This window comes from Streptomyces sp. NPDC003038 (genome assembly GCF_040611115.1).
Classification (GTDB): domain Bacteria; phylum Actinomycetota; class Actinomycetes; order Streptomycetales; family Streptomycetaceae; genus Streptomyces.
This window is the reverse complement of record NZ_JBEXNN010000016.1, coordinates 45,031-61,287: the sequence shown is the minus strand read 5'-3', so window position 1 is coordinate 61,287 and position 16,257 is coordinate 45,031. Positions and strand designations below refer to the sequence as shown.

The following is a 16,257-nucleotide window of genomic DNA, read 5'->3' as shown; positions in this document are numbered from 1 at the left end:
GCTCACTGGGAGCCGCGGAACTCCGCGCCCTCCACGATCAGCCCGGCCACCAGGGCGCCGGTCATCCCCGCGTGCGCCAGCCCGCCGCCGGGGTGTGCCCAGCCGCCCGCCAGGTACAGGCCGGGCAGGGCCGTGGTGTTGGCCGGGTAGAGCCCCCGGCCCCCCGCCCCCGCGAGAGCGGGCGGGGGTACCGAGCCGCCCACCGCCCCGGTGACCGCCTCGATGTCCGCCGGGGTACGCACCTCCTGCCACAGCAGCCGCTCCCGCAGGCCCGGTACGGCCGCCTCCGCGAGGTCCAGCAGCTCCTCCGGGCGCGGAGCCGCGGCGCCGCCCAGCGGGCCGCACACGGCGCTCACGGTGACCGCCTCGTGTTCCGGGTCGGGCCGGGTGGAGGGATCGTCGGGCCGCAGCACGCTCAGCCGCGTGCCGCGGGAGTGGACCAGCGTGCGGTGAACGGCGTTCTCGGGGCGGGCGCCGCGCAGCGCGAGCAGCAACGTGATCCGGCTGGGCACGCCCGGCCCCCGTACGGGCGCGGACCCGCCGGGCAGGGGCACGCGGCCGGCGGGCAGCTGCCGCGGGTCGATCCCGCAGACGACGTGATCGGCGGCCACCTCGGTGCCGTCCGCCAGCAGCAGCCCGGCCGCCCGGCCGCCGCGCGCCAGGACCTCCCGTACCGCGGCGTCGAAGACGAAGGCGACCTTCCGCTCCAGGCAGCGCTCGTAGACGGCGGTGGCCAGCGCCCGCATCCCGCCGTGCGCGTACCAACTGCCGAAGGTCTGCTCCATGTACGGGAGCACCGTGGCGGCCCCGGGCGCCGAGGCGGGGTCCGCGCCGTACTCCGCGACCAGGCCCGTCAGCAGCTCCCCGAGGGCGCCGCCCAGTTCGCGCTCGGCGATCTCCTGGAGGGTGGGCGGGCGGCGCCGCAGCAGGCCGCTGCCGCGCACGGCGGGGTACGGGTCGCGGCCCAGCACCTGCCAGTCGGGGCGCAGCGGCTCCTCCAGCAGGGGGCGGCGGGTGGCGTCCCAGGCGTCCCGGGCCCGGCCCAGCACGGCGTTCCAGCGATCTCCGGCTCCGGGGCCGAAGGCGGTGTCCAGGGCGGCGGCGACACCGCCGCGCGAGGCGCCCGGGAGGGTGACGTCGATGGCGTGGGCGGGCAGGACGTGCCGGACGGCCGGGTCCACCTGGACCAGCTCGACGCAGTCCTCCAGCGACCGCTTGCCGGTCTTCACGAACAGGTCGCGGTAGACGGCGGGCAAGTGCAGCAGGCCGGGCCCGGTGTCGAAGGCGAAGCCGTCGCGCTCGTACCGGCCGACCGCGCCGCCGTACGTCGACCCGCGCTCGTACACCGTCACCTGGTGCCCTGCCACGGCCAGCCGGGCCGCCGTCGCCATCGCGCCCATCCCGGCGCCGATCACCGCAATTCGTGCCATGCGGCTGAGCCTATCGAGGGAGGCCGACGGGGCTCCCAGGGGTCGGCGGGTCACTCGCGGGGGTCCGCAGGTCAGCCGGGGGGCGGGGCCCCGGTCCTCGCGCGGGCCTCGGCGGCCAGCCGCTTCTCCTCGCGGCGCTGGGCGCGGCGGCGCAGGAAGCGCCGGATCCGGGTCCAGAGGAAGACGAGCAGGGCGATTCCGGCGGCCAGCAGGACGGCCGCGATGATCGCGGCGGCCTCGGGGTTGAACATCGCGAACGTGACGATGCCGGCCACGCCGAGGTCCTCGGCGACGCTCATCAGGACATTGCTGAAGGGTTCGGGCGAGGTGTTGATCGCCATCCGTGTGCCGGCCTTGACGAAATGGCTGGCCAGCGCGGTGGAGCCGCCGACCGCACCGGCGGTGATGTCGGACAGCGAACCGCTCTGCCCGGCCAGCAGCGCACCCACCACCGCACCGGACACCGGGCGGACCACCGTGTGCACGGAGTCCCAGACCGAGTCCACGTACGGCACCTTGTCGGCCACCACCTCGCAGAGGAACAGCACGCCGGCGACGATCAGCACGTCGGTGCGTTGCAGCGACGCGGGGACCTCGTCGGTCAGGCCGGTCGCGCCGAAGACGCCGAGCAGCAGGATCACGGCGTAGGCGTTGATCCCGCTGGCCCAGCCGCTGGTGAAGACCAGGGGGAGCACACTCACGGGATCATCATGCCGCACCGAGCGGCTCGCGGCCGAGGGCAGGGGGGGCGAGGTGATGCGGCGGACACGCCGCAGAACGGCGAGGGGACGGCCGCCCATGGCGGCCGTCCCCTCACTCACGTGCTGTCGGGCTCACTGCCCGTGTTCGTCACGGCGGCGCTGCCACCGCTCCTCGATGCGGGTCATCATCGACCGACGCTGCCGGCTGCGGCCATGGGCCGAACCGCCTTCACTGCCGGAGACGGGCTGCTCGCCGGGCTTGGGTGCCTTGCGCCAACCGGTGACCACGAGCACCGTACAACCGAGCATGACGAGGAATCCCACCACGCTGACCCAGAGTACGTTCGGAACGATCACACCGGTCATGAGGAGCGCGATACCCACCACAATGCCCGCGACTGCCTGGTAGACCCGTCGCCGGGTGTACGTGCGCAGTCCGCTTCCCTCAAGCGCTGTCGCGAACTTGGGGTCTTCGGCGTACAGCGCTCGCTCCATCTGCTCGAGCATTCGCTGCTCGTGCTCCGAGAGCGGCACGGGAGTCCTCCTCATCCGTCGGTCGCGGGGGGTAGCGACCAGGGGTCCCCTTCAGGATAGGCGGGGAATCGCCCCCGTGATACCCGCCCTCTACGCCACGTTCTAAAAAGACAAGGCCCAAAAAGACACAGTCTGCAAAGCCCTGCGCGAAACCGGACCGCCGCGGCAGTGGCCACTGAGGCGCTTATTCCCCACTGGCCCGTCCACCATGCCGGTCACTGCCCCGATCATACGGGGCACACGGCCGGATCGGAGGGTGTGTGGCCGACTCCGTCCGTGGAAGATTGCAGATCAGGCCTGCTTCTCGCCCAGGACGTGCAATTGCGTGGCCACCGCATGGAAGGCGGGCAGCTCGGCCGCGGCCTCCTCCAGTCGCAGCAGCGCCTCCACCGCGCCCGGCTCGGTGTCGACCAGGACGCCGGGGACGAGGTCGGCGAAGATCCGGACCCCGTGCACCGCGCCGACGGCCAGGCCGGCGTCCGCGACCAGCTCGCTGAGCTGCTCGGCGGTGAAGCGGCGGGGCATCGGGTCGCCGGAGCCCCAGCGGCCGGCCGGGTCGGTGAGGGCGGTACGGGCCTCCGTGAAGTGCCCGGCCAGCGCGCGGGCCAGCACGGCGCCGCCGAGGCCCGCGCCCAGCAGGCTGAGCGTGCCGCCGGGGCGCAGAGCCGCGACGGCGTTGCCCACGCCCTCGGCCGGATCGTCCACGTACTCCAGCACGCCGTGGCAGAGCACCACGTCGTACGCCTCGCGGTCGACGACGTCCAGCAGGCCCTGGGCGTCGCCCTGGACACCGCGGACCAGGTCGGCGACGCCGGCCTCGGCGACCCGGCGCTCCAGCCCGAACAGCGCGTTCGGACTGGGGTCGACCACGGTGACCCGGTGGCCCAGCCGGGCCACCGGCACGGCGAACTTGCCGGTGCCGCCACCGGTGTCCAGCACGTCCAGCACGTCCCGCCCGGTCGCCTTCACCCGGCGGTCGAGTGCCTCCTTGAGGACCTCCCACACCACGGCGGTGCGGAGGGAGGCACGGGGGCGGGAAGTGTCCGACACGGCTGTTGGCTCCTCGGCGCGGTAGGGAAAGGGGGTGAGCGGTACGTGCCCCGCCCCTGCCCCACCCTATTGCCTTCCGCAGCCGCGCAGCTCACCCCGCGTCCGGACGCTCCGGGCGCGGCTGCGGCAGGGCCTGGAGCGCCAGCATCCGCTCCACCAGGCGCAGGAACATCGAGACGGCGCGCACCAGGTCGTCCGCGTCCCGGCCACTGGCCGCATCCGCTATCCCGGCCTCGGCCCGGGCCCGGCGGGCCGCGCCGGAGGCGAACAGCGCGCTCCACTCGGCCAGCTCCGGCGCTATCTCCGGCAGCACCTCCCACGCGCTGCGGATCCGGGGCCGCCGCCTCGGGTTCACCGGCTCGGGCCGCCCGCGCGCGGCGAGCACGGCCGCGGCCGTGCGCAGCGCCGCCAGGTGCGCGGTGGCGTACCGCTCATTGGGCCGGGTCAGCAGGGCGGCCTCGGCCAGGCCGCTGCGGGCCTTGGCGAGCAGGTCGAGGGCGGCCGGTGAAGCCATCGACCGCCGCAGGACGGGGTGGACAGGGGACGGGGACGGTGTGGCCATGACGAACCTCCTGTCGATGCGTGTGTCCATCGTGACGGGCCCCACTGACAATCCCGCTGGCCTGCGCTTTTGTCCTCTTCTTCAGGACAACTGCCCCCTTCTGTACGCCTGGTGCCCCGGAGGATGCTAGTTTTTGAACTGACCGGTCAGTTCAAAAGGAAGGGGACGGCGTGGACAGCCCGCACGGCGCGGCCGTCAAAGCCGAGGACTTCGGACTCAAGGGCCCGCGCGGCTGGATCTTCCGGGGCGTCGGCGTCGACGCGGCGCCCGGCTCGCTCATCGCGCTCGAAGGCCCTTCCGGCACCGGCCGGACCTGCCTGCTCCTCGCTCTCACCGGACGGATGAAGCCGACCGAGGGTTACGCCGAGATCGGCGGCCACCGGCTGCCGAAGAGAATGGCCGCGGTCCGCCGGATCGCCGCCCTCGGACCGGTCTCCGGGGTCAACGAACTCGACCAGGCACTCACCGTCGGCGAGCAGCTGCGCGAGGGCGCCCTGCTCCAGCGCCACTACGGCGCCCCGATCCGCGCCATGCTGCGCCCCCGCGCCGAGCGCCGGGCCCGCGCCGCGGCCCGGATCGACGCGGCCCTGGACGCCGCCGGGCTGGACCTCGAAGCGCTGCCCAAGGGTCCGCGGACCTCCGTACGCGATCTGGAGCGCCTGGAGTCCGTACGGCTGTCCGTGGCCATCGCCCTGCTGGGATCCCCGCGACTGCTGGCCCTGGACGACCTCGACCTCAAGCTGTCGGACACCGAACGCGCCGAGGCCTGGTCCCTGCTCCGCTCGGTCGCCGCCCGCGGGACCACCGTGATCGCGGTGTGCAGCGAGGCCCCCGAGGGGGTGACGGCCCTGAGGACCGTCACCGCCGAGATCGACGACCCGGCCGAGGACACGGCCGATGAAGACACGGCCGACGAAGCCGCGGCCGACGAAGACGCGGCCGACGAAGACGCGACCGGCACGGCCGATGAAGCCGCCGCCGACGAAGACACGACCGACGAGGACGACACGAAGGGGGCGGACTATGCGCTCACCGAAGCTCGCCGCGCTTGAGCTGAAGAGGTTCGGGCGGGGGAAACTGCCCCGGGCCGCTCTCGTCGCGCTGCTCCTGCTGCCGCTGCTCTACGGGGCCCTCTACCTCTGGTCCTTCTGGGACCCGTACAGCCGCCTCGACCGGGTGCCCGTCGCCCTCGTCAACTCCGACCAGGGCGCCACCGTCGACGGCAAGCGCTTCGACGCCGGCGGCGAGATCACCAAGAAGCTCCGCGACAGCAAGACCTTCGACTGGCGCGAGGTGAGCGCCGAGAAGGCGGCCGAGGGCCTGGAGGACGGGACGTACTACCTGACCCTCACCATGCCCGCCGACTTCAGCGCGAAGATCGCCTCCAGCTCCGGCGAGGACCCCACCACCGGAGCCCTCCAGGTCCGCACCAACGACGCGAACAACTACGTCGTCGGTTCGATCTCCCGCACCGTCTTCGCCGAGGTCCGCTCGGCGGCGTCCGCCAACGCCTCCCGCGGTTTCCTCGACAAGATCTTCGTCTCCTTCTCCGACCTGCACGACAAGACCGCCGAGGCCGCCGACGGCGCCGACCGCCTCAAGGAGGGCGCCGACAAGGCGCAGCAGGGCGCCAAGGACCTCGCCGACGGCCTCGACACGGCCAAGGAGAAGACCGGAGAGCTCACCGGCGGGCTGAAGAAGCTCGACTCCGCCGCCGGCAAGCTGGAAACCGGTACGAGGGACATCGCGACGGGCACCCAGAGCCTCGCCGACAAGGTCAACGGCGCCGCCACCAAGGCCCGCCCCTTCCTCAAGGACCCCAAGCAGCTCGCCGACACCGCCGAACTGGTCGCCGACAGCGCCAGGGTGATGCGCGACCACCTCGACTCCTTCGCCAAGAAGGCCCCGGCCGCTGCCGCCGCCACCAAGAAGGTCTCCGCCGGCTCGGACGCGTACTACACCAAGCACTGCGTCACCGTCGGCGCGGAACCGCACCTGGCCTCCTGCGCCGATCTGAAGAAGATCAAGGACGACGCGGCCGAGGCCGCCGAGCTCGCCGGGGACGTGGACACCCTGATCAAGGACACGGGCGGCGACCTCGGCACGCTGAAGCAGCAGCTGACCGACCTGGAGAAGCAGGCCCGCGACGTCGTCGAGAAGGCAGGCGCGCTCTCCGCCGACCTCGACGCGGCCGTCGCCAAGGTCAACGCCCTCAATGCCGGCGCCCAGAAGGTCGCCACCGGCATGGCCCAGCTGCACACCGGCCTCGGCTCCGCCACCACCGGCTCCGCCGGCATCAACGAGGGCGTCGGCAAGCTCGGCGACGGTGCGCACAGCCTCGACGGCGGCATGTTCAAGCTGGTCGACGGCAGCGGCGAGCTCGCCGGAGGCCTGCACGACGGCGCCGGCAAGATCCCCGACTACGACCAGGAGGAGCGCGACGCCCGCACCCAGGTGATGGCCGACCCGGTGCAGCTCGCCAACCAGTCCCTGCACAAGGCGCCGAACTACGGCACCGGCTTCGCCCCGTACTTCATCCCGCTCTCCCTGTGGGTCGGCGCGATGGTCGCCTACATGCTGATCGCCCCGATGAACCGGCGCGCCCTGGCTTCCGGCGCCTCGCCCTGGCGGATCGCCTTCGCCGGCTGGCTGCCCGTGGCGGGCCTCGGCGTCCTCCAGGTGAGCCTGCTGATGTCCGTACTCCACTGGGCCCCGGGTCTCGGCCTGGAGATGGCGCGCCCGGCGCTCACCATCGCCTTCCTGTTCCTGGTCACCGGCTGCTTCGCGGCCATCGTCCAGTGGCTCAACGCCAAGTTCGGAGCCGCCGGGCGCATCCTGGTCCTCGCGGTGCTGATGCTCCAGCTGACCTCGGCGGGCGGCACGTACCCCGTCCAGACCAGTCCTGACTTCTTCAACGCCGTCCACCCGTACCTGCCGATGTCGTACGTCGTCGAGGGCCTGCGCAGGCTCATCACCGGCGGCGACCTCACCCCCGTCTGGCAGGGCTGCGCGGTTCTGGCGGCCTTCACGGCGGGCGCCCTCGCCCTCACCGCGCTCGCCGCCCGCGGCAAGCAGGTGTGGACGATGGACCGGCTGCACCCGGAACTGAGCCTGTAGGACCGTGCCTGTGAAGGAAGTGCGACCTGTGAGAATCAGCGCCATGGAAAGCAGCAGCACCGGTACGGCCACGAGTGGCGGCCGACGCCAGGCCACGCGGCAGAAGCTCTACGAAGCGGCCGTGACCCTCATAGCCGAACAGGGTTTCTCCGCGACGACGGTCGAGGAGATCGCCGAGCGGGCGGGCGTCGCCAAGGGCACCGTCTACTACAACTTCGCCAGCAAGAACGACCTCTTCGAGGAGCTGCTGCGGCACGGCGTCGGACTGCTCACGGTCTCGCTGCGGACGGCGGCGGAGGAGACGGAGGCCCGGGGCGGCAGCCGCGTCGAGTCGCTCGACGCGATGATCCGGGCGGGCCTGGTCTTCATCGACCGGTACCCGGCCTTCACCCAGCTGTACGTCGCCGAACTGTGGCGGACCAACCGGGCGTGGCAGTCCACGCTCATGGTGGTCCGGCAGGAGGCGGTGGCCGTCGTGGAGACGGTGCTGCGGGAGGGCGTCGAGCGGGGCGAGCTGAGCGCCGAGATCGACGTTCCGCTGACCGCGGCCGCGCTGGTCGGGATGGTGCTGGTGGCCGCCCTGGACTGGCAGTCGTTCCAGAGCGAGCGGTCCCTCGACGACGTGCACTCGGCGCTGTCGCTGCTGCTGCGGGGCCGGGTCAGCGGCAACCGCTGACCCCCGGACGGCTCGTGCGGCCCTCCCCGACCCCCCAGTCGGCGGTGCCGCGCGGGCGCGGCGGCCCGTACAACTGGTGGGGCCTGCCGCGGCGACTGAGTATCCGTACCTAGGCACGGAGATGAGTACGCGCGCGGATGGCCCCCCACCTGCGCGGACGCCAGACTGGGGGCAACGGACAGGAGGCCCGGTCCGCACCGCCGACACGGGGCTGCGGAGTGGACCGGGTACCTCCTTCCGGGGGCCGGGAGGGGGATGGGAACCCGGTGACGCAATACGCCGGTGCGGCGGGGCTCGGGGGGATCGAGCCTCGCCGCACCGGCGTTTTCGTGCCCCCGCGTGCCCCCGCGTGCCGCGGGGTGAAGCCGGTCCGCGCGGTACCGGTGCACGGCTCCACGCCTGGCGGGATCAGCCCCGAGCACCCAAGCCCCCGAGCCCCCGAGCCCCCGAGCACCCAAGCCCCCGAGCTGCCGAGCCCCTGAGCCGACGGGCCGACGGCGCGGGCTCCGCCCGGAGCGGCACGGGGGGCGGGGCAACGGGGCGTCGCCCCGGTTGCCTTCGTGCCGGCCACCGCGCCCGCTCCTGCGCGGACGCCCCCAGGGGCGTCAGCCGCGGCCCCGCAGCGGGAGCCGCAGGCGCGCGGCGGTCAGCCGGGCGGACACCGTCGAAGCCAGCGCCGCCCAGCGCGCGGACACCGTCGAAGCCAGCGCCGCGCAGCGGGCCGAGACCTCCCAGCCCACGCGCGCCGCGGAGGGCGGCAGCAGCAGGGCGCGCAGCCGCGTACGGCGGTTCGCTCCCGCCAGCAGTCCGGCCCGGGCCAGCAGCACATCGCCGGCCAGTCCCTCGTACGGGACCTCCGTGCCCGGAGGGGCGTAGAGAGCCCGCTCCAGCGCACCCGCGACCCGGTGGACCGCTGCCGCCGCATCCGGCTCCAACCGGCCCAGACCGACGATGCGGGCGGCCGCCCGGCGCGGGGACAGCGCCCCGTCCGGGGTGACGCCCACGTCCCAGGCGGCGTCGCCCAGCTCACGCCAGGCCGCCGACACCTCCCGGGTCCCGAGGCGACGGGTCCGCAGCCGGCCGCGCCACAGCACCGGCAGCAGCGGAAGACCCACCACCGCCAGCACGACCGCCGCCCAGCCGAGGACCGTCGCCGGCGACGGGCCGCCGCCACCCGACGCCGTGTTCTGATCCGGCGCCGCGCCACCGCACTCGCCGAGCTTCTTCAGCTCCGGCGGGCAGTCTTCGTTCTTCGACGGGCCCGCCGACGGCTCCACCGCGCCCTGCGAGGGCAGCGGCGCGGGCGCGGACGGCTGGGCCGCCGGCGCCTGGGGCCGTGAGTAGTCCGGCACCGTGAGGCCCGACCGCGGCGTCGGCTCGAACCGCGTCCAGCCCACGCCCTCGAAGTACAGCTCCGGCCAGGCGTGCGCGTCGCGCATCGACACGTTCACGCTGCCGTCCGACTGCTTCTCACCGGGCGTGAACCCGACCGCGACCCGCGCCGGGATGCCCAGGGAGCGGGACATCGCCGCCATCGAGAAGGCGAAGTGGACGCAGAAGCCCTCCTTGTCGGCGAGGAAGCGGGCGACCGCCTGCGGACCCGTGCCCGAGGCCGTCTTCGTGTTGTAGCGGAATCCACCGTTCACGGCGAAGTAGTCCTGGAGCTTGACCGCCCGCGTGTAGTCGTCCTTCGAGCCCTGCGTCACCTGGCGGGCCGTCTCGCCGACCACCGGCGGCAGGTTGTCCGGCACCTTCGTGTACTCGGCCCGGATCGCCGGATTCGGCTGCGGGGCGCTCTGCAGCTGCCGCGCCGTCGGCCGCAGCAGCAGACTGCGCACCATGTAACCGGCGCCCTGGACGTTCTGGAACCGGTCCTTGCCCAGCTGGTCCCCGACCAGGGTCCGGCCGGCCGGCTCGAACCGCCACTTCCCGCCGATGTCCACGGTCGTCGCCGGATAGGGCATGGGCAGGTAGCGCTGGGTGTAGGTGTCCGCCGCGGAGATGCTGGTCTGCACCTCGGCCGCGTTCACCCGGGCCGGGTCGGCGAGCCCGGGCGGGTCGGGCATCCGCTTCGGAACGTCGACCAGCGCCCGCCCGGACGCCTCCCACTTGACCCCGTTGAACTCGTCCAGCGCCAGGATCCGCAGGTACTGCTCGCTCTGCTGCGGACTGTCCGTCCGGTACTTCAGCACCACCCGGTTGTCCTGCGCGTTCAGATTGCCCTGCAAGGACACCAGCGGGTTGACCGCCGAGATCGTCCCGCCGCCCGCCCCGCTGCCGTCATCGCCCGTACCCCGCGCGCCCAGCAGACCGTCGCCGAGCGCGGGCAGGGCCGCCGGCACCACCAGGGCCAGACCCAGCGCCACCGCGCCGATCCGCCGCCCGGTCCGCACCGGAGCCGTCGCCTGTCCGCCCGCGCCGCCGCCCAGGCCGGAGGCGGCCGAGACCCGCTCGCGGGGGGCGGCGCCGAAGACCCTGCCCCACTGCGCGAGCCGGTCGCGGCCCTCGGCCAGCAGCAGCATCAGGTACCCGGAGCCCGCCAGCAGGAAGGAGAACCAGGAGGCCCCGCCCCCGCCCGACAGGCCTGCGGCCACCGAGTACAGCGCGAGCAGCGGCAGCCCGGCCGCGGCGGCCGTGCGTACGGTCACCGCCAGCAGGTCCACCAGCAGCCCGACCACCAGCACCCCGGACACCAGGAGCAGCCGGATGCCGTCCGTCAGCGGAGCCGGGATCGCGTACTCGCCCACGTCCTGGACGCCGCGGCTGAACAGCGCGCCGAAGTCCGTCACCAGGTACGCCAGCGGCCCGGTCCCGGTGGACTCGCCCTTCCCGCCGAAGAGAAAGGTGAGCAGCAGCAGTGACACCAGCAGTTGCGCCGCCACGGTCAGCGACCGCCCCAGCGGCACCCGCCGGGCCCCCGCCCCCACCGCGCTCTGTACGCCCAGCAGCAGCGCCGCCTGCAGCAGCCAGCCCGCCGATTCCACCAGCGAGGCCAGCGACCACGAGGTGAGCAGCGTCGCCAGCATCGCGAAGAGCGTCAGTCTCGCCCGCCCGCTCATGCCCAACCTCCGGAAGTACCCGTGCCGAGCGGAGCGTTCCCGGCCTGGCGCCACAGCTCACCGAAGGCCACGCCGGGCGGTACGGCCAGCGCCGTCCAGCCCGCGTCGCGCAGCCTGTGCAGCCGCTCCTCCAACGGGGGCAGCGCCTGCGCCTGCGCCGGCCGCCCGGCCCAGGCCGCGGAGTCCAGCACGAAAGCCACCGCGCCGCCGCTGCGCCGGCACATCTTGGACACCATCTCCGTCTGTACGTCGTCCAGGTCGCCGAAGAAGGCGATGAGGATCCCCTCACCGCCGGCCGCGCCGAAGCCGCTGCCGCCGCCGCGCACCGCGTCGTAGGCCCGCGAGAGCCCCGCGCCGTCGGAGTGGCCGACGACCGCGAGGGTGTCCATCATCAGCCCGGCGGCCTCCGCGGACTCCTGCCCGCCCGAGGAGAAGCCGCCGCCGCTCTCGCCGGGCGCGCAACTCCCGCCGTCGGTCAGCAGCCGCACCGAAAAGCTCTGTTCGAGGAGGTGGACCAGGGTCGAAGCGGCCCCCGACACGGCCCACTCGAAGGCGGAGTCGGGACCGGCGCCGTCGAAGGCGACGCGGCGGGTGTCCAGCAGGACGGTCGCCCTGCTGCGCTGCGGCTGCTCCTCGCGGCGCACCATCAGCTCCCCGTAGCGGGCGGTGGAACGCCAGTGCACCCGGCGCAGGTCGTCGCCCCGCCGGTAGCCGCGCGGGATCACGTCGTCGTCGCCGGCCAGGGCCAGCGAGCGGCGGCTGCCGTCGCCGTAGCCGGAGGCCTCGCCGGTGAGGCGGACCGGCGGCAGCGGCTCCGTGCGCGGTATGACCGTGAGGGTGTCGTAGGTGCTGAAGGAGCGGGTCAGCTCGACCAGCCCGAAGGGGTCGGTCAGCCGCAGCTGGAGCGGGCCCAGCGGGTAGCGGCCGCGCAGGTCGGAGCGGACCCGGTAGGACACCTCGCGGCGCCCGCCGGGCTCGACCCGGTCCAGGACGAAGCGGGGCCGGGGCCCCAGGACGTAGGGCACCCGGTCCTGGAGCATGAGCAGACCGGTGGGCAGCCGGGAGACGTTCTCCATGCGCAGCTGTACCCGGGCCTCGTCACCCGCGGGCACCCGCCCCGGGGTCAGCCGGCGGCTGCCGGTGACCCGGTGGCGGGTGCGGTGCAGGGCGTAGACGCAGATCAGCGGCAGGACGGCGAGCAGCAGTCCGACCCGCAGCAGCTCGCCCTGCCCCAGGACGTACGCGCACGCGGCGGCGGCGATCCCCGCGGCCAGGAACGAGCGGCCGCGGGTGGTCAGTCCGGACAGGGACGCGCGCAGCCCACCGCCACCCTGGTCGCGATCGGCCCGGCCACCGGCGCCGCGCGGGGCACCGGCGCTCATCAGAAGCCCCGGATGCCCGCGCCGGGCGGCATCTCGCCGCGTACGTGAGCGGCCGGGACCGGCGTGCGCTGGAGGATCTCTACGACGACCTGCTCGGCCGTGCGCCGGTTCAGCTGGGCCTGCGCCGTGGGCAGCAGCCGGTGCGCGAGGACCGGGCCGGCCAGGGCCTGGACGTCGTCGGGCAGGACGTAGTCCCGCCCGGACAGAGCGGCGGAGGCCTTCACGGCGCGCAGCAGGTGCAGGGTGGCGCGGGGGGACGCGCCCAGGCGCAGGTCGGGGTGGCTGCGGGTGGCGGAGACCAGGTCCACGACGTAGCGGCGGACGGGGTCGGCGACGTAGACCTCGCGCACGGCCTCGATCAGCTTGACGATGTCGTGGGCGTGCGCGACGGCCTGGAGGTCGTCGAGCGGGGAGAGCCCGCCGTGCACGTCGAGCATCTGGAGCTCGGCCTCCGGGCTGGGGTAGCCGACGGAGACCCGGGCCATGAAGCGGTCGCGCTGGGCCTCGGGGAGCGGGTAGGTGCCCTCCATCTCGACCGGGTTCTGGGTGGCGACCACCATGAAGGGGCTCGGAAGCGCGTAGGTCGTGCCGTCGATGGTGACCTGGCGCTCCTCCATCGACTCCAGGAGCGCGGACTGCGTCTTCGGCGAGGCGCGGTTGATCTCGTCGCCGATGACGATCTGCGCGAAGATCGCGCCCGGCTTGAACTCGAACTCGCGGCGCTGCTGGTCGTAGATGCTCACGCCGGTGATGTCGGAGGGCAGCAGGTCCGGCGTGAACTGGATGCGCTGCACCGAGCAGTCGATGGACTTGGCGAGGGTCTTGGCCAGCATCGTCTTGCCGACGCCCGGAACGTCCTCGATCAGCAGGTGCCCCTCGGCGAGCAGCACGGTCAGCGCGAGGCGTACGACCTCGGGCTTGCCCTCGATCACGCTCTCGACCGAGTGGCGCACCCGCTCCGCCGTGCTCGTCAGATCCGCGAGGCTCGCTCGGTCGTCATACGTCGTCACCTTGGTTCTCCTCGGCCCTTTCTCCGGGCCGACGCCCTTGGCGCATGACCGGCCCACCCCGAAACACGGACGCCGGCCCGGGGGGTTCCCGGGTGGCGTCTTCCCGCATTCTTGACGGCGTCACGGCGTTGTGTCACTCAAGAGGCGGGATCGATCTCCCGCAGCAGCCCGGTGTGCACGTCGAAGACGAAGCCTCGCACATCGTCCGTGTGGGGGAGGAAGGGGTTCGTCCGGACCCGCTGCATGGACTGGCGGACGTCCTGGTCCACGTCCCGGAAGGACTCCACGGCCCAGGCGGGACGCTGGCCGACCTCGTCCTCCAGCTCGTGCCGGAAGTCCTCGGTCAGACTTTCGAGACCGCAGCCGGTGTGGTGGATCAGGATCACCGAGCGGGTGCCCAGGGCGCGCTGGCTGATGGTGAGCGAGCGGATGGTGTCGTCGGTGACCACCCCGCCGGCGTTGCGGATGGTGTGGCAGTCGCCGAGCTCCAGGCCCAGGGCGGCGTGCAGGTCCAGGCGGGCGTCCATACAAGCCACGACGGCCACGCGCAGGACCGGGCGGGCGTCCATGCCGGGGTCGGTGAATTGGGCAGCGTACGCGCGGTTCGCCTCGACCAGGCGGTCGATGACGGAACCGCCGCTGGATGCCAGGGGCGCTGAATCGGCGGGCAGGGATGCGGAAGTCGTCATGGATACGACGTTAATGGTCACAGCTGGTGAAGGCAGCGGGTGAGGGTGGACAAAGAAGGTCAACGTGTCATGTTGTGAGCTAACCCACAGGGGTGGGGCGGAGGCAGCCGTCCGGGTGATTCACGGCATTTGCGGGTTCGGCGGCGGCGCGGTGCACGGCGCGCGGGGCGGTTCGTTGACCGCGGCGACCGTTGCACTAAAGTGGCGCGAACCGGCCGGAGCCCGGCCCTGACCGGCCGCCCGGCCCCCGAAGAACACCCCGCGTGCGCGGCGCGTACGTACGGCCCGGCCCCCTCCCGCTCACCGGCCGGCCGGCGCCACCTTCCCCGGCGCCGGCGGACCGGCCCCTTTCAGGGCGGGCGGGGACCCGGCGGTGCGTACGCCTGTCGCGCCGTTATCTGAGAGGGCGCTTTGACTAGCGAGTCCCGACATGTCCCGGTGATGCTCCAGCGGTGCTTGGACCTGTTGGCCCCGGCGCTGGAGAGGCCCGGGGCCGTCGTCGTCGACTGCACCCTCGGCCTCGGCGGCCACAGCGAGGCCCTGCTGACCCGGTTCCCCGAGGTCCGTCTGATCGGCCTCGACCGCGACAAGGAGGCTCTGCGGCTCTCCGGCGAGCGGCTCGCGCGCTTCGGCGACCGGGCCACCCTCGTCCACGCGATCTACGCGGACCTGGCCGAGGTACTGGACCGGCTGGGCATCCCCACCGTCCAGGGCATCCTCTTCGACCTGGGCGTCTCCTCCATGCAGCTGGACGAGGCCGACCGCGGCTTCGCGTACGCGCAGGACGCGCCTCTGGACATGCGGATGGACCAGACGACGGGCATCAGCGCCGCCGAGGTGCTCAACACCTACGCGCCGGGTGAGCTCGTACGGATCCTGCGCCAGTACGGCGAGGAGAAGCAGGCCAAGCGGATCGTGTCCGCGGTCGTCAAGGAGCGCGAGAAGGAGCCCTTCACCGACAGCGCCCGGCTGGTCGAACTCATCCGCGACGCCTTGCCGCAGGCCGCCAAACGGACCGGGGGCAACCCCGCCAAGCGGACCTTCCAGGCGCTGCGGATCGAGGTCAACGGCGAGCTGTCCGGGCTGGAAAGGGCCATTCCGGCGGCCGTGGACCGGATCGCCGTCGGCGGCCGGATCGCGGTGCTCTCGTACCACTCGCTGGAAGACCGCCTGGTCAAGCAGGTCTTCGCGGCCGGCGCGGCCACCACGGCCCCGCCCGGGCTGCCGGTGGTCCCGGAGAAGTACCAGCCGAAGCTGAAGCTGCTGACGCGCGGTGCGGAACTGCCCACCGAGGAGGAGATCGCCGAGAACCGGCGGGCCGCCCCGGCGAGGTTCCGCGGGGTCGAACGCATCCGGGAGGCGAACCTGTGACGGTGGGCGGCGGCGGGGCGGGCGGCGGCCGGGCCGGGAAGGTCGCCACGGCGACCCGCGGACAGGCGGCCCGCATCGGCCGGGCGCTCGGCGGCCGGCCCGGAGCGGGTGCGCGACCCGGCGGCGGCGCCGGTGGCCGGGCCGGCGGCTCGGCCGGGCAGGCGGCCCGGATGCCGTTCGTCCTGCTGGTCGTGGCGCTGCTCGGCGGCGGCCTGATCAGCCTGCTGCTGCTGAACTCGGCACTGAACGAGGGCTCCTTCCAGCTGAGCAAGCTCAAGAGGGAGACCACGGCTCTGACGGACGAGGAGCAGGCGTTGCAGCGGGACGTGGACTCCTACTCGGCCCCCGACGCGCTGCAACGGCGGGCGCAGGAACTGGGCCTGGTGCCGGGGGGCAGCCCGGTCTTCATCGGCCCGGACGGCAAGGTCACCGGCACGGCGGCGGAGGCCGAGCCCCCGCCACCCCCGCCCCCGCCGCCGTCCCCGGCTCCCGCAGTCGCGCCGGATCCTGCGGGACCCTCCGCCCCGCCGTCGCCCCAGGCCCCGGAGCCTCCGTCCTCGCCCCAGCCCCCGGAGCCTCCGCCGTCGTCCCAGGCTTCGCAGCCCGCACAGCAGCCCACCCCCAACCCAGGCAGGTGACGTCGTGACCCCGATGGCAGGCGCTTCCGCCGCTCCGG

Annotated in this window: 14 protein-coding genes; 5 read left to right on the top strand and 9 right to left on the bottom strand. The window is 73.5% G+C overall.

The window, feature by feature from the left end:
- Positions 1-2 precede the first annotated feature (2 nt).
- From ABZX75_RS20850 to ABZX75_RS20830, 5 genes are all read right to left on the bottom strand, one after another.
- Positions 3-1,430 (bottom strand): NAD(P)/FAD-dependent oxidoreductase, encoded by a 1,428-nt coding sequence (locus ABZX75_RS20850; protein WP_355412571.1) that lies wholly within the window; start codon positions 1,428-1,430, stop codon positions 3-5.
- A 71-nt stretch (positions 1,431-1,501) separates the two neighbouring features.
- Complete coding sequence (locus ABZX75_RS20845; RefSeq protein WP_355412569.1) at positions 1,502-2,131, bottom strand: DUF4126 domain-containing protein; 630 nt, start codon at positions 2,129-2,131, stop codon at positions 1,502-1,504.
- A 132-nt stretch (positions 2,132-2,263) separates the two neighbouring features.
- Positions 2,264-2,665, bottom strand: a complete 402-nt coding sequence (locus tag ABZX75_RS20840) for a DUF3040 domain-containing protein (protein WP_355412566.1) — start codon at positions 2,663-2,665, stop codon at positions 2,264-2,266.
- Positions 2,666-2,956: 291 nt separating this feature from the next.
- Positions 2,957-3,715, bottom strand: a complete 759-nt coding sequence (locus ABZX75_RS20835) for a methyltransferase (RefSeq protein ID WP_355412564.1) — start codon at positions 3,713-3,715, stop codon at positions 2,957-2,959.
- A 91-nt stretch (positions 3,716-3,806) separates the two neighbouring features.
- Complete coding sequence (locus tag ABZX75_RS20830; RefSeq protein WP_355412562.1) at positions 3,807-4,277, bottom strand: SAV_6107 family HEPN domain-containing protein; 471 nt, start codon at positions 4,275-4,277, stop codon at positions 3,807-3,809.
- A gap of 170 nt (positions 4,278-4,447) precedes the next feature.
- Here ABZX75_RS20830 and ABZX75_RS20825 point away from each other — a divergent pair, with 170 nt between their 5' ends.
- Genes ABZX75_RS20825 through ABZX75_RS20815 form a run of 3 tightly spaced genes read left to right on the top strand, consistent with a single transcriptional unit; the run spans position 4,448 to position 8,070 of the window.
- A complete protein-coding gene (locus tag ABZX75_RS20825) occupies positions 4,448-5,329 on the top strand; it encodes an ATP-binding cassette domain-containing protein (protein ID WP_355412560.1) in 882 nt (293 codons plus the stop codon).
- Positions 5,301-7,394, top strand: a complete 2,094-nt coding sequence (locus tag ABZX75_RS20820; protein ID WP_355412558.1) for a YhgE/Pip domain-containing protein — start codon at positions 5,301-5,303, stop codon at positions 7,392-7,394. Before ABZX75_RS20825 ends, ABZX75_RS20820 begins: the two co-directional genes overlap by 29 nt.
- Positions 7,395-7,437: 43 nt before the next feature.
- On the top strand, positions 7,438-8,070 hold the full coding sequence (locus ABZX75_RS20815; protein WP_355412556.1) for a TetR/AcrR family transcriptional regulator: 633 nt from the start codon (positions 7,438-7,440) through the stop codon (positions 8,068-8,070).
- Between the two features lie 605 nt (positions 8,071-8,675).
- Here ABZX75_RS20815 and ABZX75_RS20810 read toward each other — a convergent pair.
- The 4 genes from ABZX75_RS20810 to ABZX75_RS20795 form a co-directional block, all read right to left on the bottom strand.
- On the bottom strand, positions 8,676-11,129 hold the full coding sequence (locus ABZX75_RS20810) for a DUF3488 and transglutaminase-like domain-containing protein (RefSeq protein ID WP_355412554.1): 2,454 nt from the start codon (positions 11,127-11,129) through the stop codon (positions 8,676-8,678).
- A complete protein-coding gene (locus ABZX75_RS20805) occupies positions 11,126-12,511 on the bottom strand; it encodes a DUF58 domain-containing protein (protein ID WP_355412552.1) in 1,386 nt (461 codons plus the stop codon). Before ABZX75_RS20805 ends, ABZX75_RS20810 begins: the two co-directional genes overlap by 4 nt.
- On the bottom strand, positions 12,511-13,521 hold the full coding sequence (locus tag ABZX75_RS20800) for a MoxR family ATPase (protein ID WP_355412550.1): 1,011 nt from the start codon (positions 13,519-13,521) through the stop codon (positions 12,511-12,513). The genes ABZX75_RS20805 and ABZX75_RS20800 overlap by 1 nt, the downstream gene beginning before the upstream one ends.
- Before the next feature lie 137 nt (positions 13,522-13,658).
- A complete protein-coding gene (locus ABZX75_RS20795; RefSeq protein ID WP_355412548.1) occupies positions 13,659-14,210 on the bottom strand; it encodes a carbonic anhydrase in 552 nt (183 codons plus the stop codon).
- 411 nt (positions 14,211-14,621) lie between these two features.
- Between ABZX75_RS20795 and rsmH the strand changes: the two genes are divergently transcribed.
- Together rsmH and ABZX75_RS20785 are read left to right on the top strand one after the other, a co-directional pair.
- Complete coding sequence (gene rsmH / locus ABZX75_RS20790) at positions 14,622-15,581, top strand: 16S rRNA (cytosine(1402)-N(4))-methyltransferase RsmH (protein ID WP_355412546.1); 960 nt, start codon at positions 14,622-14,624, stop codon at positions 15,579-15,581.
- Entirely contained in the window at positions 15,578-16,219 is a 642-nt protein-coding gene (locus ABZX75_RS20785; RefSeq protein WP_355412544.1) for a hypothetical protein, read from the top strand. Before rsmH ends, ABZX75_RS20785 begins: the two co-directional genes overlap by 4 nt.
- Positions 16,220-16,257 lie beyond the last annotated feature (38 nt).